Raw genomic sequence first — 23,466 nt, forward strand, 5'->3', positions numbered from 1 at the left:
ATGGAGTTCCCTTACTGGACGTTGGTCAGATCCAGCAGCTTTTGGCGCTGGGTGTCCCGGTCGTTTTGGAGCTGCTGCGCGGCGTCGTTGCCCGCCGTCGCCGCAGCGTTGGCCTTCTGGTCTTTGATCGCATCCGATTGCAGTTTCGCGCCGATCAGTTGCAGCATGTCCGAGTTCTGCCCGGCTACCAGATCGAGCAGGCGGTTGGTGGTCTGCGCGGTGGCTTGGGCGGTCGGGTTGCCCTGCATGTCTTGCTGGATTTGCTGACGACGCTGGGCGTTGGCCTGATTGGCTTTGACGATATCCGTGCCTAGGCTGAACAGCCGCTTCGCAGTCTGGTCGCCGTTGTTGAGCAGGGTGCGCTGGTCCGCGAACCATTGCGATGGCGTTTTGCCGGACTGCGCAATCAGGCCATTGACCTGCTGGAGGAAGTCGACGTTCTGGCTCAGGCTGCCGTACAGTTGATCCAGTGCCTGACCATAGTTCTGCTGCTTCTTGATGTCCGACTGCACCGAACTGAGCTGCTGGATCAGCGTGACCGGGTCGAGGCCGGTGGCTTGCTTCAGTTGGTTCGCCAGCATCTGGTACTGGTAAATGATGTTGCTGTTCTGGTAGGCCTCGGTCTTGACGGCTTGCTCGGCGGTGATGGTGTTCTTCAGGAAGTTGGCAGCGTCGAAAACGGGCCACCCGCTGGCATGCGCGAGCATGGGGACGGCGAGGGCAAGACCGGCGAGGGCCGGCACGAATCGGGGAAAGCGAGTCATTTCTGGAGTCTCCAGCGATGGGCGGGGGTGCAGGGCAGCACGCAGCTATGCCGCGCGCGCGAGGATCTCGCGGACGTAGCGGTCCTGCCAGTCAGGCTCGCCCGAGGCGAAGTGACGATCGAGAACTGCTTGTGCGTAACCGTCGGACCGAAGCGACGCGACCATTTCCGGCGTGAAGTTCGTCTGCAGCATGCGGGTCTGCGCTTTGGTGATCCACAGGTAGTCGCGATTCGGGACGGCATCGTTGACCATTTGCACCTGGTCTTCAGTCAGGCCGAACACGTCGCAGTAGAGATCCTTGCTCGTCGCCGCCTGGTTGTTCGGCAGGTAGATCAGGTTGGCGATGTTGTCCTTCAAAATCTCGAAGTTCTTGACGCGTGCGACTTGCCGCAGCGATTGGGTGGCCATCCAGATGACGCCGTTGAGCTTGCGGATAGTGGTGATCCACATCTCCAGGCGCGCGTAGAACCGCTCGTTCTGGAAGAAGAAGCCGGCTTCCTCCACCTCGATGATCGTGAAGCGCACGCCGTCCATCGCCTTGCTGATGCGGTAGAACGCATAATCCATGAAAAGCGCAGCGACGCGCGGGTAGTGCAGAAACAGGTCGCCCATCTCTATGGAAAGGTCGTCGCTGACCTCGAAGGCATCGTCGACGTGATCAAAGAAGTGGCCGTACTGGCCGCCGGCGGTCCAAATCTGCAGGCGCTCGCGGAGTTCCGCGTGCAAGAGCGTGATCAGGTTGCCGAGCGTCCACCGCTCGCGGGGATAGCCCGCGAGTATCTGCACCGCCTCAAACAGGCCTGTGCGCTGCGCGGGGGAGGCCCGGAAGCCTTCGTCTTCGAGCGCCAGGATCAGCCAATCCGTCAGGTAGGTATGACTGCCCGAGTCGCCAAGGAGCGACAGCGGGTTGCAGCGAGTCGCGGCTTGGAACTTGCCCGTGATGTCGATGAACGTGCCGCCGCCCAAGACCGTAGTGATGCGTGTCGACCGGTCCTTGTCGAAGCGGATACGGCGCGGGTGATGGCGCCCGGCCTGAGAGACCAGGAAGTTCAGGAACACCGATTTCCCGGCGCCGATGGGACCGAGGATCAGCACATGCCCGTTGCCACCGGGCTCGTGCATGTCGACGCGTTGCAGGGTCCGGTGGCGAGTTGGCAGACAGGTCAGCGGGGGCGTGAGTACCCCGGACTTGTCGGTGAGCCATGCATTGTGGGTCGGTCCCTCCAGGACCGAGCGCAGCGGAGCGATATCCGAGACCGCCGGCGTTTCGACGAACTGCAGGCGGCGCTGTTTGTCCCACCGACCGGGCATGGTGCTGTTCCATGCGGCCATCAGGTTCGCCTTCTCGACGATGGTGCCGAACCCCGCGTTGGTCATGGCGCCGACGACCTCGCTGACGGCATCCGCGCACTCGGTTTCGGTGGCGCCATAGACGATGATCGAGATATTGGCAAAGCCGTGCTGCTGGCCGGTTGCTGTCAAGCGCTTGAGTGCTTCGCCCGCCTCGTCGGCCAGTTGCTGCCGGCCTTCGTCGGGCTCCTGTTCCTGCTGGGATACGTAGGTGCGAATGATCGCCCACAGGTTGAAGCTGGCCATCTTGAAGAAGCGACGGATCTTCTCGATGTACTTGGCCGCGTCCGCATTGCCGAGGAACCGGTACAACACGCAGACGTCGAGTTCCGCGTCGAGCTGCAGCAACGAGTCCAGCGCGGCTTCCTGAAAGCCGAGCCACTCCTTGACGGCCACAATGGCCGCGTACCGCTTGCCGTGGGCGGACTCGAATAGGAGTTGCTCCGCGCCGACGCTCACCTCCGATTCGGTCAGGTGCGAATCGAGCAGGGTCATCGGGAAGCGAATGCGCCGCGGAGGAACGGAAGGGTTCGCGGTTTGATGGAGCGCCGCGAAGCCGTCTTGCATGGTGAGGCGGCGCAGGCCGATGCGGGTGACCCCGCCCGTGAAGGCATCCAGCATTCCCTCAAATCGCTTGATGTCGGAGTTGGTCTTCTCGAGATCAAACACGAAGGCACTGCGGGCCAGTAGGGTGTCCTTGAGCGTCTCCCAGATGGCCTGGCCGATGTTCTTGCCACCCACCATCATGTGGTACGAGACTTTGTCGAAGATCTTGTTGATGCCACTCTCCGGCGTATAGGAGAGCGAAAGCGAGTGGGTATTCCGAAAGAACTTCCCGGTTGTGGAGTTGGCGCGGTTGAGCGCGTCCAAGCGAGCGTCGGAGGGGGAATCGAAGTCGCCCCCGATGTAGCCGATCGTGCGGCGGTGCCGCACACGCCACCACGCCGTGATTCGGCCGTCCAGGCTGCGGCATGCCTGGTCGAGTTGGTCGCGGGCGGATGTGATGTCGTTCGTGTTCGCGCTGTCGGCATCGACTCCGGAGAAGTCGAAGTTCGCCAGAAGCGATCCGTCTTTGTCGAGGACGAGGCCAGGGGTGACCGGCGTCAACCAGGGCACAATCTCCTGCAGGGGGCGGCGCTTCAGCATGGCAGGTCGCTATCGAAACCGTAGGGGCGGCGGAATCGGGCATGCAGACGCCCGTGCCAGGGCATGGACTCGTACAGATCCCCGTAGTGGTTGTAGACCGTCAGCAGTTGGTTCCACCACGGGTCCTTGTTGGTCAACCAGCGCAGCAGCGCGTGGAAGCCCATCCCCAACAGGAGGAAGCCGCAGAAGATCTGCCAGCCACCGTCGTGCGTCGCGTAGCAGAGCAGGGCCGTGATGGTGCCGTTCGCTAGCGCGTAGCCGCGAACTGCCCCGCCCATCATGCGGGGCAGCGAGAGGGAGCGGCTGACGTGATGGGACCGCATGGCGCTTACCAGTTGCAGGCCGGAACGATGCCCCATTTCTGGAGCATCGGCACGCCGACGGCCGCCAGGCCGATACCAATGCCGGCGCCTGACAGGAACTTCATGATCGTCGACTCGGACGAGGCAATGGCGATGCTGCTGATCACGATGATGATCAGTCCCGCGCAGAACAGGAACGTCGTGTTGAAGAAGCCGGCGACCGTGCAGAAGAACAGGGGCAATTGGCCCAGCATCGACAGGTCTGGTACCGCGTAGGCGTTGGAGATACCGCCAATGCTCGCGAGCGCTGCAGCGAGCAGGGCATTGCGCCGCGCGCGGCGCGCCTGCTTGGCCAGGATGGGGGGAAGTGGGTGACGCATGAGGATGACTCCGGTGGTTAGAAGACGCGACGGGTGACGTAGTCGCCGTCCTTGAAGCCTTGGATCTCCAGGACTTCGGAGACATGACGCATCTCGCCGGAACGGCGAAGATGGATGACGTAGTGGAAGCACTCGGCGATGAGCTTGCGCATATCGTCGAGTTCCCAGCGGGAGCCCAACGGGATACCGAGCATGGCGAGGCTTTCCAGTCGGGAGAGCGCCGAGCGCGCACTGTTGGCGTGCAAGGAACCCATGCCGCCGTCGTGGCCCGTGTTCAGTGCTTGTAGAAAGTCGAAGGCCTCGCCGCCGCGGACTTCGCCGACCAGGATGCGGTCGGGCCGGAATCGCAGGCAGAGGGCGACCAACTGCTGAGTCGTGACCTGCGTGTCCGGATTCGAGAGCAGCCGTACCTTGTTCAGGACCGACAGCTTCAGTTCCATCGTGTCCTCGATGGAGATGACACGCTCGCTGTCGGGGATACGGCCGACCAGCGAGTTCAAGAACGTGGTCTTGCCGGAGGACGTGCCGCCGGCCACCAGCACGTTCTTGCGCTGCTGAACCATCTCAGTCAAGGCATCGCGCAAGGCCTCGTCTTCCACGGGCCCGGAGAAGATCGGGCGATCCTCCGCCGGGTTGCGGGCCACGCGGGCCGAGAAGGCGCCCATGGCCACGTAGTCGTCGAGGGTGAGGTTCTTTTCGCGATGGCGGCGGATGCTCAAGGCATGACCGTCGATGGCCGTGGGACGCATCACGGCGGCAATTCGCAGTCCCTGGTAGCCGGCGTTGATGATGCCTTGTTGGGTACCCCGGACGGCGGATTTATCGACGGAGGAGGCCAACGCGCGGATCGCGCCCTCCAGCATCGTCGGATTCAGCTGGAGGTCGATCTGGACAAGCTGTCCGTGACGCTCGACCCAGATGCTATGCGCGTGGTTGACCATGACCTCGGCCACCTCCGGCGCATCCAGGTAGGCGCGCAGCGGGGCCAGCGACTCGAAGAACATCGATACCGCGCTCGATTCAAGTTGGCTGACCTGCAGAAACAGGTTGTCTGGGGCATGTTCGGACATGCCCTTATTGTTAGGGATATTGCGGCGGTCCTAACTCTCGAAAGCTCACGAGTTTTGGGTAGCTTTCCGCGCTTCAGCGTCCAACATGCTGAACGCTGAATGCTGAACGGTCCCTTGCCGGCGTCTCGCCGACCGCTCCCTGGCCGCTCCCTAGCCTCTCTCCTGCCTCGCGCCCGTTTCTCGCAGCCCTCTCGTCGGTCGCTTCGGTGCCTGGCCTTACCGCCGAGCTACTCACTGCGAACGTCGGCGGCCAGCACTGCGTCCGCGCGCGGAACGTTGGGTGGGGTCGAGCGAGAAATGTCGAGAAACAGGGGGGAGCACCCGAAAGGCTCACGAAACTCGTGAGCTTTCGAGGGATGCGCTCCCGCCTTTTGCTGTTCCAATTGTGGGTATCAAATTCAGGTGCCCTCATGCGGCTATTCCAACGCAAAACCGATCAGCAGAAAGCGCTTTCGCCCTTGCCAGGCATGTACGCCGGTGAGGACCCAGCGCAGCTGATCTTTGATCGCGGCGCGCGGATCACGGTCGAGAAGAACCACTGGAAGCTGGCGACATTGATTGCCGGCGTGGTCGCACTCGCCGCCGTCATCACGCGCGAGCCACCGCCGCCGCAGATTCGCGCCTACGGCGTCTCCGCGGATGCGCAGGGCAAGCCAGTGGTGCGTGAACTCCAGGCCTATGAGCCGAAGGCCCTTGAGATCGGGGTGGCGGTCAAGGAGTTGGTCAAACGGATGTTCACCATCGAGCCGGTGCTGACCACGCATGTCGAGGAGTCGCGGCTGTACAAGAACGTCTCGTCTGCCAAGAAGCAGATGGTGGGCGCTGCGCGCGATCAGTTCGAGAAGTGGTTCGACGAGGACGCACCGTTCAAGGCGATCACCGCCAGCCCGACGCTCGCGCGGGAAGCGCAGTTCACCAACATCGCACTGCTGCCCGACAACACGGTCGCCGTCGAGTTTGTCACGACCACGACGGAAGAAGGGATGAAGCCCGTGAAGATGCGCTACGCGATGACGATCCGGTACGAGATCAAGCCGCCCGACAACGACGCCGTGCTATCCGACAACCCGTTTGGCGTGCACCCCGTCTTCTTCACCCTTCAGAAGTCTCCAGCCTAACGTATGCGTGTTCCTCAACTCTCCCGCCGCACACTCGTGTGTGCGCTGCTTGCTGCGTCGGTTGCCTCGGTATCGGCAGCGGCGCCGGCCAAGCTGTCACCGAAGGCGGACTCGTCGCTGCCGCGCCTCGGGCTTGGGGATATGGCCGATGCGATGAATCCGGCGAACCCGTTCAATATGGGAGCAGACCCGGTAGCGATGCCCGGTGACTCCCGACTGGTCGTCTTCACGTTCAGCCGCGACCAGATCTTCCGGGTGTTGTGCGCACCGTTGAAGGGCACGACCATCGAGCTTGGCGACGACGAGCAGTTGGTGACGGAGCCCGTCATGGGCGATACCGTCCGCTGGGAGATGACCAACGACGGGGCGAACCACATCTATCTCAAGCCGCATGCGCCGGGCTTGGTCAATACCCTGTCCCTCTCCACGAATAAGCGTAGCTACGAGTTCACGCTGGTGTCGTCGCCGCTGGGCGGAATCTACTACCAAAAGGTGCGTTTTCGCTTCCCAGATCCGGGGCTGGCCAAGATCAAGCCCCGAGCAGCGGGGCCGGGTGCGGTCGAGGCTGGCGGCGCCGAGTCAGCCAGGCCTGGTGGCGATCGCGTGGGTGTGGCGCCGGACAAGCTTAACTTCGATTACCGCGTGTCGGGCAACGCCGAGTTCAAGCCCGAAGCGGTCTTCGACGATGGCAAGTTCCTCTGGATGCGTATGCCGAGCGGGGCCAGCGAGTGGCCGGTCGCTCTGATCAAGGATGGCAGCGACTATGTCGTGGCGAACTTCATTCGTCGCGGGGGCTACCTGGTGCTGCAGCGCCTCGCGGACGAGGTTGCCCTGCGATCCGGCGATACCGAAGTGCTGGTGCGTCGCGGCAAGGGCGGCATCTTCGGCGGACTCTTCTGAAAGGGCGGCCACGTGCGGAATGTCGAGGACGTCACTGACGCGCAGTCGCGCTTCTTCAAGGGGAAGCTGCCGCGCAATATCGTCTATATCCTGGGCGGGGTCGCCGCGTTCCTGATTGCGGGGCTGGGCTACTACTACCAAAGCCGCACCCAGCTGGAGATGAAGGAACAGGCGGAGCAGAGGAAGGCGGAAGAGCTCAAGGCCCGCACGTCCGCCCCGGACAACGCCAGGACGCTAGCGCGGACCATCCGCGAGCAGCAGGAAGCCGCGCGCGCTGAAGCGGCGCGACAGCAGGCTTCCGCGGTGCCGGCGGAGCCGGCAAAGAGTCCCGTGATGACGGCCAAGGACTTCTCGCCGGCCGGGGCTGCCACGACGCCGCAACTGGCTGAGCAAAACAAGGAGGACAACCTCTTCACCGCACCGCTGACCAAGGGGGGAGGCGGAAAGCTCCAGGCGCCCCAACGTCCCGCGCTCAGCGGCATTCCGGATCCGACTCAATTGCGGGCGGCGCAGGAGGCCGCCGTGGCGGCCGCCAACGCACGCAGCACGCCGGTGCAGGAAGCGGCGGCGGTTTCCAGCGACAAGCAGTTCCTGCGCGAGGCGGAAGCGACCACGTTCCAGCGCACGGGCATCGTCGGGAAGCTTCCGGACTGCACCGTGAGCAAGGGGTTCGTGATTCCGGCGACGTTCGTCGGTGGCAACAACTCGGATAAGCCGGGCGAATTCCGCGCCATGGTGTCGCAGAACGTCTACGACACCATCAAGGGAACTTGCCTGGCCGTCCCGGTGGGGTCGGTGCTCGTTGGCACCTACAGTCCCGACATCGCCATCGGCCAGGAGCGTCTGCTGGTCGCGTTCACACGCCTTCAGCTGCCGAACGGGAACTGGGTTCCGCTGCTTGGCAGCCAGGGTACCGACCCGAATGGCGAATCTGGCGTCAGCGGTAACGTCAACAACCACTGGCTGAAGATCTTTGGTGGTGCTTTCGTGATCGCGGTGCTGGAACAGCGCTTCAACAACCAGTCGATTGCAACCACGCCGGGTCCGACCGGCCTGACGACCTACGGAAATGCTGCCGGCCAGGTGGCTACCCAGACGGCACAGACCATCCTGAATCGCAACCAGTCGATTCGTCCGACGATCACCACCAAGCCCGGGGACCGACTCCTGATGCAGGTGAAGCACGACATTGTGATGGAGCCTTATGTTGAGTAAGCAGCTTCTCCCTCTTGCGCTCGGCGTGCTCGCCGTCACCGGGTACGCGGCGTCCATCGAGGCCGTCGTCAGCCCCACGGCCCTGGTCGTGCGTGAGCATGGCACCCTGCAACTGCAGGCGCTGGAGGGAAAGCCAGTCCTGTACTGCGGCCTGGAGCGCTTCGCCGGCTGGGCCGCGCGCTGGATTGGCACGGCGGTGACGCTGGGCGGGGCGAGCGGCCCGCAGGTTGAGGTAGACGGCCGCAAACAGCCGCTGCGAGCCGTCTTCGCGTCGGCCGGCTGGTTGCGGCCCCCGACCTTGGATGACGGTGCGCAAGCCGCGATGGCGGAGCGCCGTGGCGGTTGGGCTTGTGCGTCGAAGGTAGAGCCCTTCGCGCAAATGCGCGAGCGGGTCGATCCGGCCGTGCTGGCGAGCATCGCCATGAACGAATCGTCGTATCGTGGCCAGCCCTGGCCGTGGACGCTCAATGTGGCGGGACAGGGATTCTTCTTTGCCTCGCGCGAGGACGCCTATGCCGCAATTCAGGCGCTGCTTTCTGCCAAGCGGTGCGATTTCGATGTGGGCCTCATGCAGGTCAACTGGTGCTTTCATGGGAAGCGCTTTGGCTCGGCCTGGGATGCACTCGCCCCCGCTACGAACATTCGGGCGGCCGAGTCCATCCTGCTCGACAACCGGCAGCGGAGCGGCTCGTCGATGCAAGCCGTCGCCTGGTACCACAGCGCCAACCCTAGCCGCGGCGGGCCGTATCTTGCGCGCTTCCTGAATCATCTGAAACGCTTCGAAGCGCAATCATCCCTATGAGCAACCGATTGCTACTTGCAGCCGCCGTGCTGCTGGCCGCCGGGCCGGCCGTGGCTGCGGAGACCGACCCACTGGACTTCGACTATTTGGTGGTCGCCCGGGCCGCCGATCGCCCGGCGATGGTCTTCAACGACGGGGCCAGCACCTATATCCAACCGCGGTTCGGACAGCGTGTGGAAGCCGAGGGGGGCCAGGAGAGCGGTCCATACATCGTGATCGCCGGCGTGCCGGATGTCGTGCACTACACGGTCAACGGGCAAGCGGTCACAGCGCGCTGGAAGCGGGCGACCACCTTCACGGCAGAGCCCGCCAACCCAAGTGGTGATCTGCCCAGCGGATTCCAGGGCTTTACCGGGCGGATCGCACTTGTCGGGAGCCACGGGAACCTGGCGGTCGTGCGCGCTGGCACCTCCACGCTACCGCTCGCGCAGCTGGTTCGCTCGATCGCGCCGGCCGGCTGGACGGGATCCGCGCAGAAGGAGATCGCGCTGACCGAAAGCTCCACGCTGCGACTGACCGCCGGCGAGAACTGGCTGCAGGCGCTGGGGCAGGTGCTGGAGGACAAGGGCCTCTATGCGGAGGTCGACTTCAACCGTCGGCACATCGCATTGCGGGCGACGGCGCCGAAGTCCCTTGCCATCGGTGGGAGCGCTGGCAGTCGCGCCACGGCACCGGCGCTCGCGCCGACGGGGGCGGAGGCCGCTCAGCCAGTGGCCACACCGACCATTTCGGCAGCTATCACTGGCTCGTCGCCGGCGCCCGCTGCCGAGCCCGATTCGCTCCTCGCCGGAGCCTTCGACGCCGTGGGCATTCGGGACAACAAGGCCGGGCGGATCGAGATTCGTTTCGGGGCGAAGCCCGATGACCTGGCAGTGAAGGACAGTGCCGGGAAGCGGCTCAACACCGAGTGGCGCGAGGTCGATCACATCCTGTCGTTCCCGACCGTCGATCGCTTCACCGTGACCAGCGGCGGCAAGGCAGTCGAGGTGGCACGCGTGCCCGGCATCCACTACGCCTTCCCGGCGAACAATGAGGCGGGCCTGGAACGGGTGTTCGAGAAAGACAACGCCACGTATCTGAGCTTCCGCCATTCGTTGGCGAACGTCTCGGTCTTCAACGAGCAGCGCGAAGGGAGCGGCGAACTCAAGGATCGCTTCTACAAGTTCAACGGCATTGCGGCTCGCCTGACGGTGATTGCCGACGGCAGCGTGTTGAACGTCGAGCGCTCGCCCGAGGTGCGCTTCTACGAGCGTCATGGGAGCGCGAATTGATGTGGGGGCATGGGATCGTGTTGGCGGCCGCTGTCCTCGTTTCGGCCGCTGCCCGAGCGGACTGCCTCGACGACGCTGCGAAGTTCCACGGTGTCAGCCCGCTGCTGCTGCGCGGCGTCGCGCAGTGGGAATCACGCATGAATCCCACCGCCGTACATCGGAACAAGGATGGCAGCGAGGACATCGGGCTCATGCAGATCAATTCGAGCCATCTGCCTCAGCTGGCCCGATGGGGGATCTCCCGGGCGATGCTCTTTGACGCTTGTGTGAGCGCCTACGTGGGCGCGTGGATCCTGCGCGACAACATCGACCGACACGGGGCGACCTGGACAGCGGTCGGTGCCTATAACGCGCGCTCCGACGTCAAGCGGATGGAATACGCGCGCCACATCTACGACACGCTCCAAAGCATATCGCGTTGAACTGAGAGGTCATTTTTATGCGCTGCAAGAATAGTCGTACCTACATCTTCTTCCCCTTGGCTGTGCTGCTTCTCGGTGTCGCGGCAGGGGCCCGTGCGACAGCCGGTCCGGCGCCCTTCGGGCCCGACAGTTTTGGTGGCTTCGAGCCGACTAAGCCACTGGCCGGCGATGGCTGGCAGCTGCTGTCAGCGAACGGCAGGCCGCGCACAGCCGGGACGCAGGTCGTGTCTGCGCAGTCCGTTTCTGCTCCGGTCATGGCGACAGCGCCGGTCGCGCCGGCGGCGCAAGCGGCACCCGCGCCGGCCGATCTTGCGCCAACCGTGCTGCCGAGCGCGGCCGTCGCCTCCCTGGGTCCGGTAGTCGGCACGCCGTCTCCGACAGCGGACATCCAAGACTGGGCGATCAGCCCAAGCGACGGCAACTACCGCCGGTTGATCGAGATCTGGGCCGCCCGCGCCGGGTGGCAAGCCTCCGCGTGGGAGCTGGAGAAGGATGTGCCCGTCGAAGCGGTCGATACCGCGCATGGCGACTTCAAGGCGGCCGTGCGCTACGCGCTGTCGGCGACCGAGTTGACCGACTACGTCCTGAAGCCCTGCTTTTACTCGAATCGTGTCGTGCGGGTTGTGAAGGTCACGACCAAGTGCGATATCTCGCAATAAGGAGTCAGCTGTGCGAACCCCGACCCTCATGAGGCCGATTGCCGGCGCCGTTCTGGCAGCGCTGTCGCTCGCCGGTTGCGTGTCCCCGGAACTGTTACGCGACACCAAGCAGGCGGCCGACGATGCCGGCACGAAGGCCGACGCGATGACCGCAGCGCTGTACGCGCGCATGCACCGAGACCGCGCCGCGGTGGAGCGGGAACAGGAAGTGGCAAAGCCATTCCTGGCGGGACGGGCCGTGCCGATCTCGCGTAATGTCACCCTGCCGGTGGCGCTGCGCAAGGATGTCGATACGTTCGTGATCTTCCCGGAGCGGACGATGCCGCTGGCGGTGGCCGCGCAGCGCATCTTCATGGCGACGGGAATTCCGGTGAAGGTCGAGTCCGACGTCTACTTGCCGGCGGCCATGCTGATGCCGCGATCGATGCTGCGCACGCCGACACAGGGCGCCGCCAGCGCAATGAACGCCGTTGGGGCGGCCACCATGCCGACGCCGAACGGGATCGGGGCTGCGCCGACGCCACAAGGACCACTGCCGGCCGGGCTGGCCGGCCCCACTTCGAATGCCGCGGCGCAAGCGGTTCCGCTGGCCGACACGGCGATGAATGTCGAGTTCAAGCAAAGCGAGAAGATGCCGCTGGCGAACATGCTGGACCTGATCGCCACGCGCTTGTCCATCAACTGGGAGTATGTGCCGAGCAAGGGCGTCATCCGCTTCTACCGCCTGAAGACCAAGATGTGGAGCTTGCCGTTCCGGGGCAAGGAGTCCTTCTCGACGGACTTCCTGCCCCCCGCACTGATGACCAGCAGTGCGGGTAGCGGCAACACGGGCCTGCAGGCCGCGGCGTCGAGCTCCAAGTCCGACGACAGCGCGACCGTGGAGATGGACGGCATTCGAGACAGCATTGCGCCGGTGATGACGATGGCGGGGTCGGTCTCGCTCAACGCTAATAGCGGGCTGCTGACGCTGACCGACACGCGAGAGGCCGTGGAGCGCGCGGACGAGATCGTGCGAGCGCAGATCGCGCAGGCATCGCGCCGGATCTACGTGAAGATGCAGACCATCGACTTCACGCTCAACGACAACAGCGAAGCGGGCGTGGACTGGAGCGCGGCGCTGTCGAAGGCGCTGGCGCATATCCCTGGCTTCGCATTCAGCGCGCTCTCTCCCGCAACACTGACCGATAGCCTCGCCGGCAGCTTCGGCCTGAGTTTGACCTCGGGCGACGGTACCGGCACTTCCGCTATCGTGAATGCGCTGCGGGAGTTCGGCACGGCTACCACGGCGGTGTCGATTCCATTCAACCTCCGCAACCGGCACGCCTCCGAGGTGGACAACCGCCACACGTTCAACTACGTGGCGAGTACCACGCCAGCCACCTCGACTGTGGGGGGGACCGGTGGCGTCCCGGGGATCACTACGGCGACCGACGCCGTTGGCCTGCGCGTCAAAGTCTATGCGGATGCCACCTCGCGTGACGATGTCTCGCTGACGCTGGCATTCGAGCAATCGGTGCTCGACGGCCCGATCGAGAAGTTCACCTCTGGGTCGGGTTCGAATCAACAGTCGGTGCAGCTGCCGAAGAAGATCGTTCGCAGCATTCCGCAGCACGACTTCCAGGTCCGTAACGGCCAGACGTTGATCGTGACCGCCATCGACCAGACCGATACTGCGATGACGCGGCGCACGCTGGCCGACCACCTCCCGCTGCTCGCCGGAGGCTCCCAGGTCGCGAGCAAGAGCCGCACCGTCACCCTGGTGGTGGCGACGGTCATGGTGCAGGATCAAGGCACGGGCGGCGCCGAATGATCCTGGATATCCAAGGCAAGAAGCTGGTCTTCGGCATGCAGTGGCGCACCTTGACGGGCAGCGACGCGCCGCCGGCATTGGCGGCGCGGATCGCGCGAGAGGCCAAGGCCGAGCGCATCTGGCATGAGGACCAGGCGCTACACATGGGCTATCCGGACGCCGCTGACGCGCAGGCCAAGGTCAAGGACCGACTCTATTCGGCGGCGGCGGCGCTGTCGCGCGTGACGCAATGTATCCCGAATGCGCTCTTTGTCTACCGGCTGGAGCATGGTGGCCAGCACATTGCCTACCTGGTCTGCGGCATCGCGAAGGGTCGCCCTCGGGTCGGCTTTGACCAGATCGTCAGCGATGAAAAGGCGCTCGCCGCGCTTGTCGCCGACTTTCCCAATCGGTGTGATGGCGAGTTCAAACTGGTCGGCAACCTTCCGGATCTGCTGAACCTGATGCCTGAGGACCGAAAGGTCCAGTATGTCCCGTACACGCTCGAGATGCTGGTGGCGGAGGTCGGGCCCTACGCGCTGCTCAGACGGCCCAGCGCGGCTAGCCGCCACAAGCGGCTGGTGGTCCTGGCGGCCCTGGCGGTCCTGGCTGTGGCCGCCGGCAAGTACGGCAAGGCCGAATATGACGCGTATCAAAGACGCCTCCATCCGCCACCGCCGGAAAAGACGCCTGCGCAGCGCTATGCAGAGGACCTGGCGAGCCGCGCGCAGGCCGGCGTCGCGCCCGCTGGCCCGGCAGTGGCCGGTTTCTATCAATGGTTTGCGGAGCAGGTGGACATCACGCTGGGGGGATGGTCGCTTTCGTCGGTGACCTGCGAGGCCGTGAAGACGCCGGAGACACCGTGCAAGCTCCTGTACAGGCTCGCGAAGGACACGCGCGGGGCAACCAATCAGACCTTTCTGGAGGCCCTCCCGGACTACTTCTCGGCACCCAACTTCCTGAGCATCGGTGATGAGTCGTCTGCGGAGGTAGTGGCCAAGGTTCCGATGGGGAGAGCGACAAAGCTGGGCGATCTGCTGCCGGGGCTACCCACACCGATGGCTGTGCGGACGCAGTTCGGGTCCGAGTTGCAGACGCTGCGCCCCGTCCTCGCTTCGGTGTCTCTGAAGGCCTTCCAGCCGTTCGGCGCGGTGGTGCCGGAGGCCATCGCGATGATTCCGCATCTGGTGAGCGCCGCGCAGTGGTCGACGGTAGGCCCGTTGCGCAATGCCACGGAACTGTCGCGGTTCTCGGCTGGGGTGACAGTGGATCGCATCGAACTGGCTGTGAGCCTTGATACAGCCCCGGATGCCAAGCAATCGAAATTCAAGCTGACGCTCGGCGGTGACGCCTACGCGCGCGACTGATCTTTGGAGAAAAATATGCGTACCCATTTCTGCGTTGGTCGGTATGTGGCGATGGCTGCTGCCGTGGTCGTGCTCCTGCCGGCGGCGCATGCCGAGGATGACCGCTCGATGACCCGCAAGTTGATTGACGCCGATGCGAAGCTTGCTCTGCAGAAGCTGGAGGCCGACCTCAACAAGAACGTGCCGACGCAGAATGTATCGGCGGCCCCGGCGGGCGTCGGCGTGCGCTCCGGTGGGGGCGAGGGCGGCCCGCAAACGATCGCCCTTTACGGCGTGGACGGCAGCGCAGCCGGATTGCCCTCGAACCTGCGCGCGTACGTGAAATGGGGGGAACAAGTCTATCCCGCCAGGGTCGGCGCGAAATGGCGTGGCTATACAGTCGCGTCGATCAACGAAGACGGAACCGTTCTCAAGCGCGGCAAGCACGTCGTGCTCGCGCCGTTGGACAAGGACGACGCGGCGGTGTTCGAGCGGCCGTCAGCACGGGCCGGCGATGCCGCAGGCGGCGCGCGCCCGGCGGGGCCGATGCCGGGCGGTGCGGGGGGCGGGCAACCTGGTGGCACGTTCGGCCAGGGCAGCCCGGGCCTGCTTGGCGCCAACAGCCCTCAAACTGCGGCGCCTTTCCCGGCGCCTATGCCGGCGCCTATGCCGGCGCCGATGCCCGCCCCCATGCAGGCGCCGGTGACGCCGGCGACGCCGGTGGCGCAATGAGGGTGGCCATGCGACTCTTTCCCAAGCGATCGAACGACGAGCGGGGGCTTACGGTCGGTGGCGTGACCGTGGTGTCGGGTGGTTCCATGCCGTTCGCTCCGCCGGCGCCCGCGGTGGCGGCGACGGCGGAGGCGCCCGACCTGCCCGATGGCGGCGAGATCGGCACCGTCGATGACCTGCCAACGTTCGAGCGCACGCTGTACGACGACCTCTCGCTCGCACCGTCGCTCCGCCATCAAATCTGCCCAGTCCTGGAGTCGGTAGCCTCGGGCCCGGCGGCGACCACGCGCGGACGGTATGCGCTGATTCTCACGCGCGACATGGCCACGTCCGATGTCACGGAAGAGATCCAGCGCCAACTGAGGCTGCGCTTCGACCCGGCCGACACGCCGATCTACTTCGCTGCGGCCCCGGTCATGGTGGCGCTGGCACGCGGCAGCTTCGATATTGCCGGCGCCAGCGGCGATGGCGCCAAAGGGGCCGGACGTCGCTCGTCCAGCGCGTTGTGGCAGAACTTCGAAGCGGCGGGGGGCTTCGCCCTGGCAGAGGCCGCGTCCGACTTGCACTGGGAGGTCGAGGACAACGGCGGCTACTCGCAGCTGCGCTTTGCGATCGACGGTCACCTGGTGGCGCCGCCGCAGTTCCGAATGGAGACGGGGGTGATGCTCGATACCCTGTCGCACATCTGGCAGAAGGGAAAGGGCGGCTCGCAGGGCGTGTTCAGTCGCGTATTGCCCCAGCAGACTTCTATCCGTGCCAGGATCGGCGGTGAGCCGGTGGTGTTCCGCTGGGCGTCGATGCAGAGTGCGACCGGCCATGTGACCGTAATGCGGATGCACCGCGAGGAGGCGCAGACGACCGAGGTCGACTTCGTTCACGACCTGGGCTATTTCCCCCAGCAGGCCGAGTTGCTCGACCGCAATACGATGCATCTGGGTGGTGGCACGGTGCTGGTGGGTGTCGTGGGCTCGGGCAAGACCACGACGGCCCACGCGATCATGCAGCGGCTTCCGGACTGGATGCACAAGATGGCGATTGAGGATCCGGTGGAGCTGCTGGCCAAGGGCACGCACCACTTCTCGGTTGCGCGGACCTTGGACGGTGCGAATCGCCAGGAAGACCCGTTCATCGTGGCCAAGCGCCAGATCAAGCGGATGAACCCCCATTTCGTCATGATCGGCGAAGTGCGGGACTTCGAATCGGCTGGCCTGTTCCGCGACGTCGCTGGCGCGGGGCTGCGCGCGCTGACCACGGTGCACGCGCCCAGCGCGCTGGCCGCGCCGGACCGGCTCGCAGATGGCGAGCTGCAGATTCCGCGCAGTGTGCTGGCCACCCCGGGCTTCGTGAATCTCTACTCCTACCAGGCGCTGCTCCCGAAGACGTGTAGCTGCGGCCATACGGGCGCCGAAATGAAGCAGATCTTGGGCGCAGACAAGCTGAGCCAGATCGAGCGCCTGTTCCGCTTCGACATCGAGGGCATCCGCGTGCGCCGGCTCGACGGGTGCGACCTCTGCCGGCGCCCGAATCTGCCGGCGCTCAACGGGGCGCGCGGCCGGACGGTGGCCGCGGAGATGGTCGAACCCGATGAACAGGATCTGCTGTTCATCCGCGATGCGAAGAACATCGAGCTGGCGGCCTATCAGCGTAGCAAACGGGTACACGGCTTCGAAGTGCCCGACAGCACTGGTAAGACCGTGTTCGAGGTGGCTATGTACAAGGTGTTTGCCGGCATTGTGGACCCACGCGAGGCAGAGCGAATCATCTCGCTCGACGCCTATGAGGCGAAGCTGCTGCGCCAGCGCGCGCGAGAGGCGGGCCAATGAATCGATACCCACCCGCGGGCCGAGGGGAACCGTGCGCAGAGCTGTGTTTTCGACCCGGTGACGTGGCGTGGCGGCAGCGCGTCGGTCTTCTAATCGTCGACTCCGCGGACGCGATCGGGCAGTGCGCGGCGCCTATTTCCTCTACCGGAAAAGAACTGTGCAATTTCTGAAACAAATGGCGCGGCGCATGCTTCGCGTGTCCTCTCGCCTGGGCGGTGGCCGCGCGATCTTCGAAGACAAACTGTTCTGGGCAAAGTATCGCTTCCGCTCCGAACGAGCCACCTACTACCACGACCTGGCACAACGCATCGAGCACATGCCGGGTGAGCCCCTTTCGAACCACTTTGCCAAGGACGCCGCACGCCGCGCCGGCGAGCCCATTGGGATGCTGGCCGCGCATTGGCTGGCGCGATGGGAGGGTGCCGACGGCGAGATCCAGCGGTCGCGTCTGACCGACATCTTCCGGGGCACGGTGCCGAACGAGGATCTACCGATTCTCGCGGTCGCGGAAGAGGGCGGCGACATCAAGGAGGGCCTGCTCTCGCTGGCGAAAAACCTCAAGGCCCTGGAAGGAACGAAGGTCAAGATTTTCCTGACGATGGCCAGCCTGATTGCCACGTTGGTGATTCTGCATGTGTATATTGCAGTGATGGCGTTGATCGTGGCGCCCCAGATCGACAACGCCTTTAGCCACGTGCTTTCCGTGAAGGACTATGGACCGATCGCGTCCGCCTATCACAACGGCTCCGTGTTCGTGCGGCATTGGGGTTGGCTCGTCGTCGCGGTCGAACTAGCAGCCGCCGCATGGATTGCAGTCGCGCTGCCGGGCTATGTGGGCCGATGGCGCGGATGGCTCGACCGAAAGACGTTGATCTTTGATTTCTTCCGTCGCTTCCAGGCCGCGCAGTTCTTCGCCGGGATGGCGTCCGTGACGAAGCGATTCGGTGGCGACGCCAAGAACCTGGCGAACGGGCTGGCGCTGATGCGAGTCAACGCCTACCCGTACCTGGCCTACCACATTGAGCGCATTGAGCTGAACCTTGAGTACAACCCGAACCTCGGTGGAAAGGTGTTCGATACCGGGCTGCTTGACCGTGAAACGGCCTATCGGATCGAGGATATCGCGGAGTATGAAGGTGACTTGTCGGCGATGCTGTCGAAGGTCTCCGAGCACATGCTTGAGTCCGCTCCAGCGGAGATGCTCGAACGCGCGACGAAGTTCAATCGGCACATGACGATCCTGCTGATTATTGTCATCACCGGATTGGCGTACCTGCCTGCCTTCATGGCGCAGGAACTCAAAGCCAGGGCCCAGTTCGCGGCCATGGCCAGGCAAGCCGGCGCAGCGACGCCGGCCGGGCACTAGTTTTAATTCGCAGTCTTTCAACGTTACGCATTTCAACCGAAGGGAGTGACCATGACCGCATGTATGAACGAATCGAACGCAAGCCTCCAGATCGCCGAGGGCGCTGACCAAGGGCACGTCGAAACCCAGGGAAACGGCGCGCTCGAGGGCAATACGCTCCACTGTCGGATGCTGGACACGGCGAACCGCATGCGCACTCGACGGGCGAGCGGTCAGCGAGGCGGGATTCTGGACGAGTTCGGCTTCTACCTGATCATCGCCGGGCTCATGCTGGTGGCGGTCCTCGTCCTGTTCGGCAGCAATTCGTCGGACACGGCAACGCAGCAACTGACCGTGGAGCTGAACACCGTGATCGGTAAGACGACGACCAGCTACCGGGGCCAATTCAACAAGGTGTCGATCAGCGCCCTGGTCGCCAACGGGATGTTCAAGAACATGACGGCGATGACCGCGAGCACCGGTAGCTCGTCGAACGTGACCTTGCAGCCTGGCGGTGGCGCGCTGACCGTGGCGGCGGCGACGCTGCTGGTCGCCAATGACGCGCTGGATTGGACCATCAGCAACCAGCCGGATTCGGCATGCACGACGATCGTGTCGGCCTACCAAAGCAGTGCCAGCAAGATTCTCGTAAACGGCACCACTGTGAAGGCGGTCGGCGGGACCGTGGACCCGAGCAAGGTGTCGTGCTCGGGGAATGCCAACACGATCGATCTGTTCACGGCGTAACGGCGGGGGCACTCGCGCTGGCGGGGCTGCAAGCGGGGCGCGGTACGCCGCGTGTCAGAGAAAGCAAAACGGATAGTCGACGGGGGCGTAGGCCCCCGGGACTATTTTAAAAGTTGAGGAATTGTCCATGATAGCGAGTGCAGAGTTGGCCTTCACACTGATCGCGGCGACGGGGGCGGTCACGATGTCGATCTTTCAGACCAACAATCTGATCGACAGTGCGTTGACGATGGGCACTGGCCAGTACATGGCGAAGCTGGCCAGCGCTGTAGACACATACGTGTTCGACAACTTCACGACACTGGCGGGTAGTCCTAGCGGGCCGACCACTTTGGTTGCCGGCAGTGTTTCGGCCACGGTAAGCAATCCCTTGCAGCCGACCGTGCAGGACCTCATCAACCTGAAACTGCTACCCCTTGGAACGATGTCGACGGCGCCGATGGGAATGTCCTTCGCTGTGAACCTGACGCCGACGAATTGCAGTGCGGGTCTCACGAACTGCACGATTCCGGGCCTGATGTACTCGACGACGGCGTACCGTGACGGCTCAGGCAATGTCAGGACCGACCTGCTCACGGCAGTCGTGGCGGCAGCTGGTTACGATGCCGGCGTATCGTACGCAGAGAGCCCAGCGCTGATTACTGGCATGGCTGCTAAATGGTCCACAGCCAATCCCGTGGCTGGTAATCAGGCAGGGGTGCTGGCTATGCAGGTCGGAAGCACGTCGCTGCTGGCGCAATCGCTGAACCAGTTCTACAAGCGCGACGGATCACTGAACCTGACCGGTCCGATGGATGCCAACAACCAAGCCATGAACCGGGTTGGGAATCTCCAATCGAATGGCTCAGTGTCGGCGAATGGGAATGTTTCGGGTAACGGGGTGTATGGGAACTACGTGCAGTCGAACGGAGCCGTTGCGGCTGCCGGCAACGTGACCGGGAATGTCCTATCCGGCAACGCCGTCGCGGCAGGTGGTTCAGTGACTGCCGGCGGCTACGTAACCGCGGCCGGGGCCCTTGTACCAACTTCGGATTGGGGCCAGAAGGTCTGGGCCGGTTGGGGATGTGGTGATCCGCAGGGCGCGATTCGAAGCGACCCGAACGGTGTATCGCTTTCTTGCCAGAACGGGGTCTGGCGGCCAGCTTCGGGGACACCTGATGGCAGCGTTGTGAGCGGCGCCGCATACTGCGACGGGTATGCGGGCGCGCCGTGCCACACCGGCATTTGTGTCCAACAGACTGGCGCTGGTGGTCTGTACAACTGGGCCTATGGCTGGGTGTGCGCGCCGGGAAGCAACTTTGTACGGACTGCGCCAGACTACACGCCCAGCACGGATTCTGCTGGTTGAGAGTAGGCTGGAGGGCTGGCGGCACCGGGAAGCAAAAGAGCCGGCTGAATGCCGGCTCTTTCGCAACGGTGCACCTGCTAGCTGCACTGGAGGACGACGACGCCGCTGACGTCACCGCTCGACGGCGACGGAATCGTGTAGCCGATTCCGAGAAGCGGCTTTGTTTGGTTCGTACCAAGAGTTTCGATTTGGAACGTTCCTGTTGCTGAGGGCGCAGCGCCAGTGATAGGGCCACCGGTGAACGTCGCTGTTGCGTGGGTGTCCGATCCAATTGAAACATCGAGGTTGATGGATTGAACAAGTGGCCCGTTCAAATCGATGACAGCCGAGGCCGAATTGACCTTGCCGGGCGCAAAGTTGCCAGACACCGCGGTCGGCTGCGTACTACTAATCAAGGAGCACGCAAGTGTCTGGCCTGGGCCGAGCACCCGCTGAACGGTTAGCGGTACTCCGACCACGTAATGGGCGCCTTGATTGACGCTGATGTTGCCGAGACTCGACGTGCCATTCGTCCACCGGCCGATCGCGTATGCCCCGTTACCCGCGACGTCGGAGACGGAGCCGCTGGTTAGGGATACAGCGGAGGCCACGTTGCCGCCCAGTGCCTTGTAGCCGCCGTTATCGGTCGCCACCTGGAGGGATGCGGGCGCCGTTGCTGTCACGCCCGCATGCGACGAGAGGCCATGCGAGGTGGCGTCCGTGGGGACATAGATAACCGCCAACGGATCACCGCTAACCGGCGTGGCGCTGCCCGACACGGTGATGGTCGGAGCCGGCGCCGGGGAAGGTGCCGGGGTGGCCGCCGCCGGCGAACTGCTGGAGCCACCGTCGCCACCACCACCGCAGGCGGACAGAGTGAGAGCTGCGGCGGCGATTGCGCCGAGGAGGAGCTTGTTATTGGTGTTTTGCAATTTGATTTCCTTGCTGGAAGTTCTGCGGCTCGCCACTCGATCCGCTTAGTTCCAGATTACCGACGCCTGCGCGAAGTCAAGTCGCGCAGGCATCCCAATAGAAGCGGCAATGAAACGGCCGCTTAACTGTCTCTAGACGGCAGGGTAGTCAGAAATTGAATGCCCCACTCAAGTAGGGGAGGGGCGCCGTTACAGTGGTCAGCTGTTGTAGAGATGCGCGCCACAATGGTTGCAAAGATGCCGCTGTTGGGCTCCAACAATCCAAATGCGGATGCTGCGCGAGCCGCAGTGGGCACATGCTATGCCATTCTTAGTCCTGCAATGCGGGTGCTTGGTCAAGTACGCGTCCAGCCGGTCCACCGGGTCGCGGAGCAGTAGGATCACAGGTATGACGAAAAGCTGAAAGAAAAATCCGATAATCCCCCAAAGCCAGAAACGCCTAGATTTTCGTTTGGCAATGACGGCGCATATGATTGGACAAACAAAAATGAAAGGAAAAACTAGGAGCGCGGTAAAGAAAAACTCAATGGGAGCCAACAGAAAATGAAGCATGTTTAGTTATTTCCGGTGGGTGCAGCGACCGCAATGGACGTTGCCGTTCGACTGGCGTGTCGTCGGACGATCGAGAGGGGCGGCGCGCCTACGCGGCATGCTGTCCCGCGGCAGCGAGGCCCGGCGATCGCGCGGCCGCGTGCTGCGCCGATGGTGGAGGCGCGCTTTCGCTGCCTGCGGCGCGCGCCGCCCGCCCGCGTCGCCGCACTGATTGCGTGCCCAGCAGCCCGCCGCAGCTTGGGCAAGCGAAAGCGCCACTGAACTCAACCTTCTTGCCGTTGTTGGCGATGAGGTAGTGCGTCCCGCAGGCGCGACATGGCGCCGTGGCAATGCCTGCTGCGCCGCCAGAGACGCGCACCAGGTGATAGGCGCGGTCGGCCTCCAGCTTTAAGCTTTGGCCAAAGAGGGTCTGGGTGAAGTCGTAGGCGGAGATCAAGGCCTCCGGAACGTTGCTGCCGCCGGCGAGAGCTGCCTTGTAGAGCCAGAGGAATACGGTGGATTGGACGCGCACGGCCGCGGGTCTGAGATGCCAGCCCAAGGAGCTAGGTGCCTGCCCGCAGGGAGACGACACGCCGTGAATCTCTTGGTACATGGCGCGGGCGCGGTGCGAGGTGATGCCAAGGAGCGCGACTACGCTGGCTGCCCGACAACGGAACCCGATCAGCTGGGCGGCGTAGGTGTCGATGAGATTGCGTAATCCGCGGTCGTGCCTCGATTCCTTCGCCTGTAGGTTGCCGAGGCGGATCGGAGAGCTTTGCATGAAGAAATGCGCGACGCTCTCGATTCCCACTCGGTGGGCGCCATACTCCAGCAAGAAGCTTGGATGAGCAACGCGCCAACGGAAGATGGGAAATCCGAGGTCGGAGATAGCCAGATCAAGCGTGTGCTGCGGAATGGTCGCGAGGTAGGCCGCCAAGTCTGTGCTGATACCCAATACCGGGGCAGCGAGTGCGCAGGTATTCAGAATCTCCACTAGCAACCAGATATACGTCCGGTTGTTGAGGTAGATGAGATGCCTTTCGTTGGGCGTGAGTTGCGGGGTGACACGCGCCAGGTTGTCGACTGCGACGGTCGTCGTTGACCGATGAATGAGGGCTTGCCAGTCCGCGATCTCGGTGAGCGATGGTGCGACCACCAGAAACGGCGTACCCATCAGCACGCGGTAGGCTTTCTCCTGCGCCCGCACCATCGCGACATCGTCGCGCGAGATGCCAAACGCATCGGACATTTCGGGTCTGATGCGCAGCGCCTCCGCCACATAGTCGAGAAGGTAGTAGTTGGCGGAGCGAATTCGATCTCTCGAAAAGGGCGAGAGGACGAGATTGTCCGTATTACGTGCAGAGATGGGTTCGGTCATTTTTCTTCTTAGCAGGAACCCGTGCGTTTGGAAGCACGGTCGGGATAGCGCGACGCGGCAGGGTGCCAGTTCCCGCTTCCCCATTATTAGTGGCTATCCGAATCCAGTGTGGATCTT

21 protein-coding genes are annotated in these 23,466 nt (G+C 63.9%); 14 read left to right on the top strand and 7 right to left on the bottom strand.

The genetic code is table 11. From position 1 onward, the window contains the following. Positions 1 to 11 precede the first annotated feature (11 nt). Genes BKK79_RS37885 through BKK79_RS37905 form a run of 5 tightly spaced genes read right to left on the bottom strand, consistent with a single transcriptional unit; the run spans position 12 to position 5,012 of the window. Positions 12 to 764 (bottom strand): conjugal transfer protein TrbJ, encoded by a 753-nt coding sequence (locus tag BKK79_RS37885; RefSeq protein WP_071040785.1) that lies wholly within the window; start codon positions 762 to 764, stop codon positions 12 to 14. A 45-nt stretch (positions 765 to 809) separates the two neighbouring features. Beyond that, entirely contained in the window at positions 810 to 3,260 is a 2,451-nt protein-coding gene (locus BKK79_RS37890) for a VirB4 family type IV secretion system protein (protein ID WP_071023120.1), read from the bottom strand. Then, complete coding sequence (locus tag BKK79_RS37895; protein ID WP_071023117.1) at positions 3,254 to 3,583, bottom strand: conjugal transfer protein; 330 nt, start codon at positions 3,581 to 3,583, stop codon at positions 3,254 to 3,256. The genes BKK79_RS37890 and BKK79_RS37895 overlap by 7 nt, the downstream gene beginning before the upstream one ends. A gap of 5 nt (positions 3,584 to 3,588) precedes the next feature. Continuing rightward, positions 3,589 to 3,942, bottom strand: a complete 354-nt coding sequence (locus BKK79_RS37900) for a hypothetical protein (RefSeq protein ID WP_071023114.1) — start codon at positions 3,940 to 3,942, stop codon at positions 3,589 to 3,591. Positions 3,943 to 3,959: 17 nt separating this feature from the next. Then, positions 3,960 to 5,012 (bottom strand): CpaF family protein, encoded by a 1,053-nt coding sequence (locus BKK79_RS37905; RefSeq protein ID WP_071040786.1) that lies wholly within the window; start codon positions 5,010 to 5,012, stop codon positions 3,960 to 3,962. 410 nt (positions 5,013 to 5,422) lie between these two features. Between BKK79_RS37905 and BKK79_RS37910 the strand changes: the two genes are divergently transcribed. The 14 genes from BKK79_RS37910 (at position 5,423) to BKK79_RS39880 (ending at position 20,529) form a co-directional block, all read left to right on the top strand. After that, a complete protein-coding gene (locus BKK79_RS37910) occupies positions 5,423 to 6,130 on the top strand; it encodes a type IV secretion system protein (protein WP_071023109.1) in 708 nt (235 codons plus the stop codon). A 3-nt stretch (positions 6,131 to 6,133) separates the two neighbouring features. After that, a complete protein-coding gene (locus BKK79_RS37915; RefSeq protein WP_071040787.1) occupies positions 6,134 to 7,030 on the top strand; it encodes a TrbG/VirB9 family P-type conjugative transfer protein in 897 nt (298 codons plus the stop codon). A 12-nt stretch (positions 7,031 to 7,042) separates the two neighbouring features. Continuing rightward, the gene (locus tag BKK79_RS37920) at positions 7,043 to 8,245 is read left to right on the top strand and encodes a TrbI/VirB10 family protein (RefSeq protein WP_071040788.1); all 1,203 of its coding nucleotides are present in this window, start codon (positions 7,043 to 7,045) and stop codon (positions 8,243 to 8,245) included. Then, positions 8,235 to 9,047, top strand: coding sequence for a transglycosylase SLT domain-containing protein (locus BKK79_RS37925; RefSeq protein ID WP_071040789.1), 813 nt, complete (start codon positions 8,235 to 8,237; stop codon positions 9,045 to 9,047). Before BKK79_RS37920 ends, BKK79_RS37925 begins: the two co-directional genes overlap by 11 nt. Further along, positions 9,044 to 10,318: a pilus assembly protein PilL gene (locus BKK79_RS37930; protein WP_071040790.1), complete on the top strand. Its 1,275-nt coding sequence runs from the start codon at positions 9,044 to 9,046 to the stop codon at positions 10,316 to 10,318. Before BKK79_RS37925 ends, BKK79_RS37930 begins: the two co-directional genes overlap by 4 nt. Further along, positions 10,318 to 10,740, top strand: coding sequence for a lytic transglycosylase domain-containing protein (locus BKK79_RS37935; protein ID WP_071040791.1), 423 nt, complete (start codon positions 10,318 to 10,320; stop codon positions 10,738 to 10,740). The genes BKK79_RS37930 and BKK79_RS37935 overlap by 1 nt, the downstream gene beginning before the upstream one ends. A 17-nt stretch (positions 10,741 to 10,757) precedes the next feature. Then, entirely contained in the window at positions 10,758 to 11,399 is a 642-nt protein-coding gene (locus tag BKK79_RS39875) for a TcpQ domain-containing protein (RefSeq protein WP_083384855.1), read from the top strand. A 10-nt stretch (positions 11,400 to 11,409) separates the two neighbouring features. Next, on the top strand, positions 11,410 to 13,209 hold the full coding sequence (locus BKK79_RS37945) for a protein PilN (protein ID WP_232346507.1): 1,800 nt from the start codon (positions 11,410 to 11,412) through the stop codon (positions 13,207 to 13,209). Then, positions 13,206 to 14,555: a type 4b pilus protein PilO2 gene (locus BKK79_RS37950; protein WP_071040794.1), complete on the top strand. Its 1,350-nt coding sequence runs from the start codon at positions 13,206 to 13,208 to the stop codon at positions 14,553 to 14,555. The genes BKK79_RS37945 and BKK79_RS37950 overlap by 4 nt, the downstream gene beginning before the upstream one ends. A 15-nt stretch (positions 14,556 to 14,570) precedes the next feature. After that, positions 14,571 to 15,266 carry a hypothetical protein gene (locus BKK79_RS37955; RefSeq protein ID WP_071040795.1) on the top strand — a complete coding sequence of 232 codons (696 nt, stop codon included), beginning with the start codon at positions 14,571 to 14,573 and terminating at the stop codon, positions 15,264 to 15,266. 8 nt (positions 15,267 to 15,274) lie between these two features. Next, positions 15,275 to 17,089 carry an ATPase, T2SS/T4P/T4SS family gene (locus tag BKK79_RS37960; protein WP_071040796.1) on the top strand — a complete coding sequence of 605 codons (1,815 nt, stop codon included), beginning with the start codon at positions 15,275 to 15,277 and terminating at the stop codon, positions 17,087 to 17,089. A gap of 157 nt (positions 17,090 to 17,246) precedes the next feature. After that, entirely contained in the window at positions 17,247 to 18,455 is a 1,209-nt protein-coding gene (locus tag BKK79_RS37965) for a pilus assembly protein TadE (RefSeq protein WP_157128709.1), read from the top strand. A gap of 63 nt (positions 18,456 to 18,518) precedes the next feature. Continuing rightward, positions 18,519 to 19,181, top strand: a complete 663-nt coding sequence (locus BKK79_RS37970; protein ID WP_071040798.1) for a type 4 pilus major pilin — start codon at positions 18,519 to 18,521, stop codon at positions 19,179 to 19,181. A 127-nt stretch (positions 19,182 to 19,308) separates the two neighbouring features. Beyond that, positions 19,309 to 20,529, top strand: coding sequence for an adhesin (locus BKK79_RS39880; protein WP_084085828.1), 1,221 nt, complete (start codon positions 19,309 to 19,311; stop codon positions 20,527 to 20,529). Positions 20,530 to 20,606: 77 nt separating this feature from the next. Here the strand turns inward: BKK79_RS39880 and BKK79_RS39885 are convergent, their stop codons facing one another. Together BKK79_RS39885 and BKK79_RS37980 are read right to left on the bottom strand one after the other, a co-directional pair. Then, a complete protein-coding gene (locus tag BKK79_RS39885; RefSeq protein WP_198173434.1) occupies positions 20,607 to 21,440 on the bottom strand; it encodes a hypothetical protein in 834 nt (277 codons plus the stop codon). Positions 21,441 to 22,080: 640 nt separating this feature from the next. Beyond that, the gene (locus BKK79_RS37980) at positions 22,081 to 23,349 is read right to left on the bottom strand and encodes a FlhC family transcriptional regulator (protein WP_198173435.1); all 1,269 of its coding nucleotides are present in this window, start codon (positions 23,347 to 23,349) and stop codon (positions 22,081 to 22,083) included. Positions 23,350 to 23,466 lie beyond the last annotated feature (117 nt).

It is taken from the genome of Cupriavidus sp. USMAA2-4, assembly GCF_001854305.1.
Classification (GTDB): Bacteria; Pseudomonadota; Gammaproteobacteria; order Burkholderiales; family Burkholderiaceae; genus Cupriavidus; species Cupriavidus malaysiensis.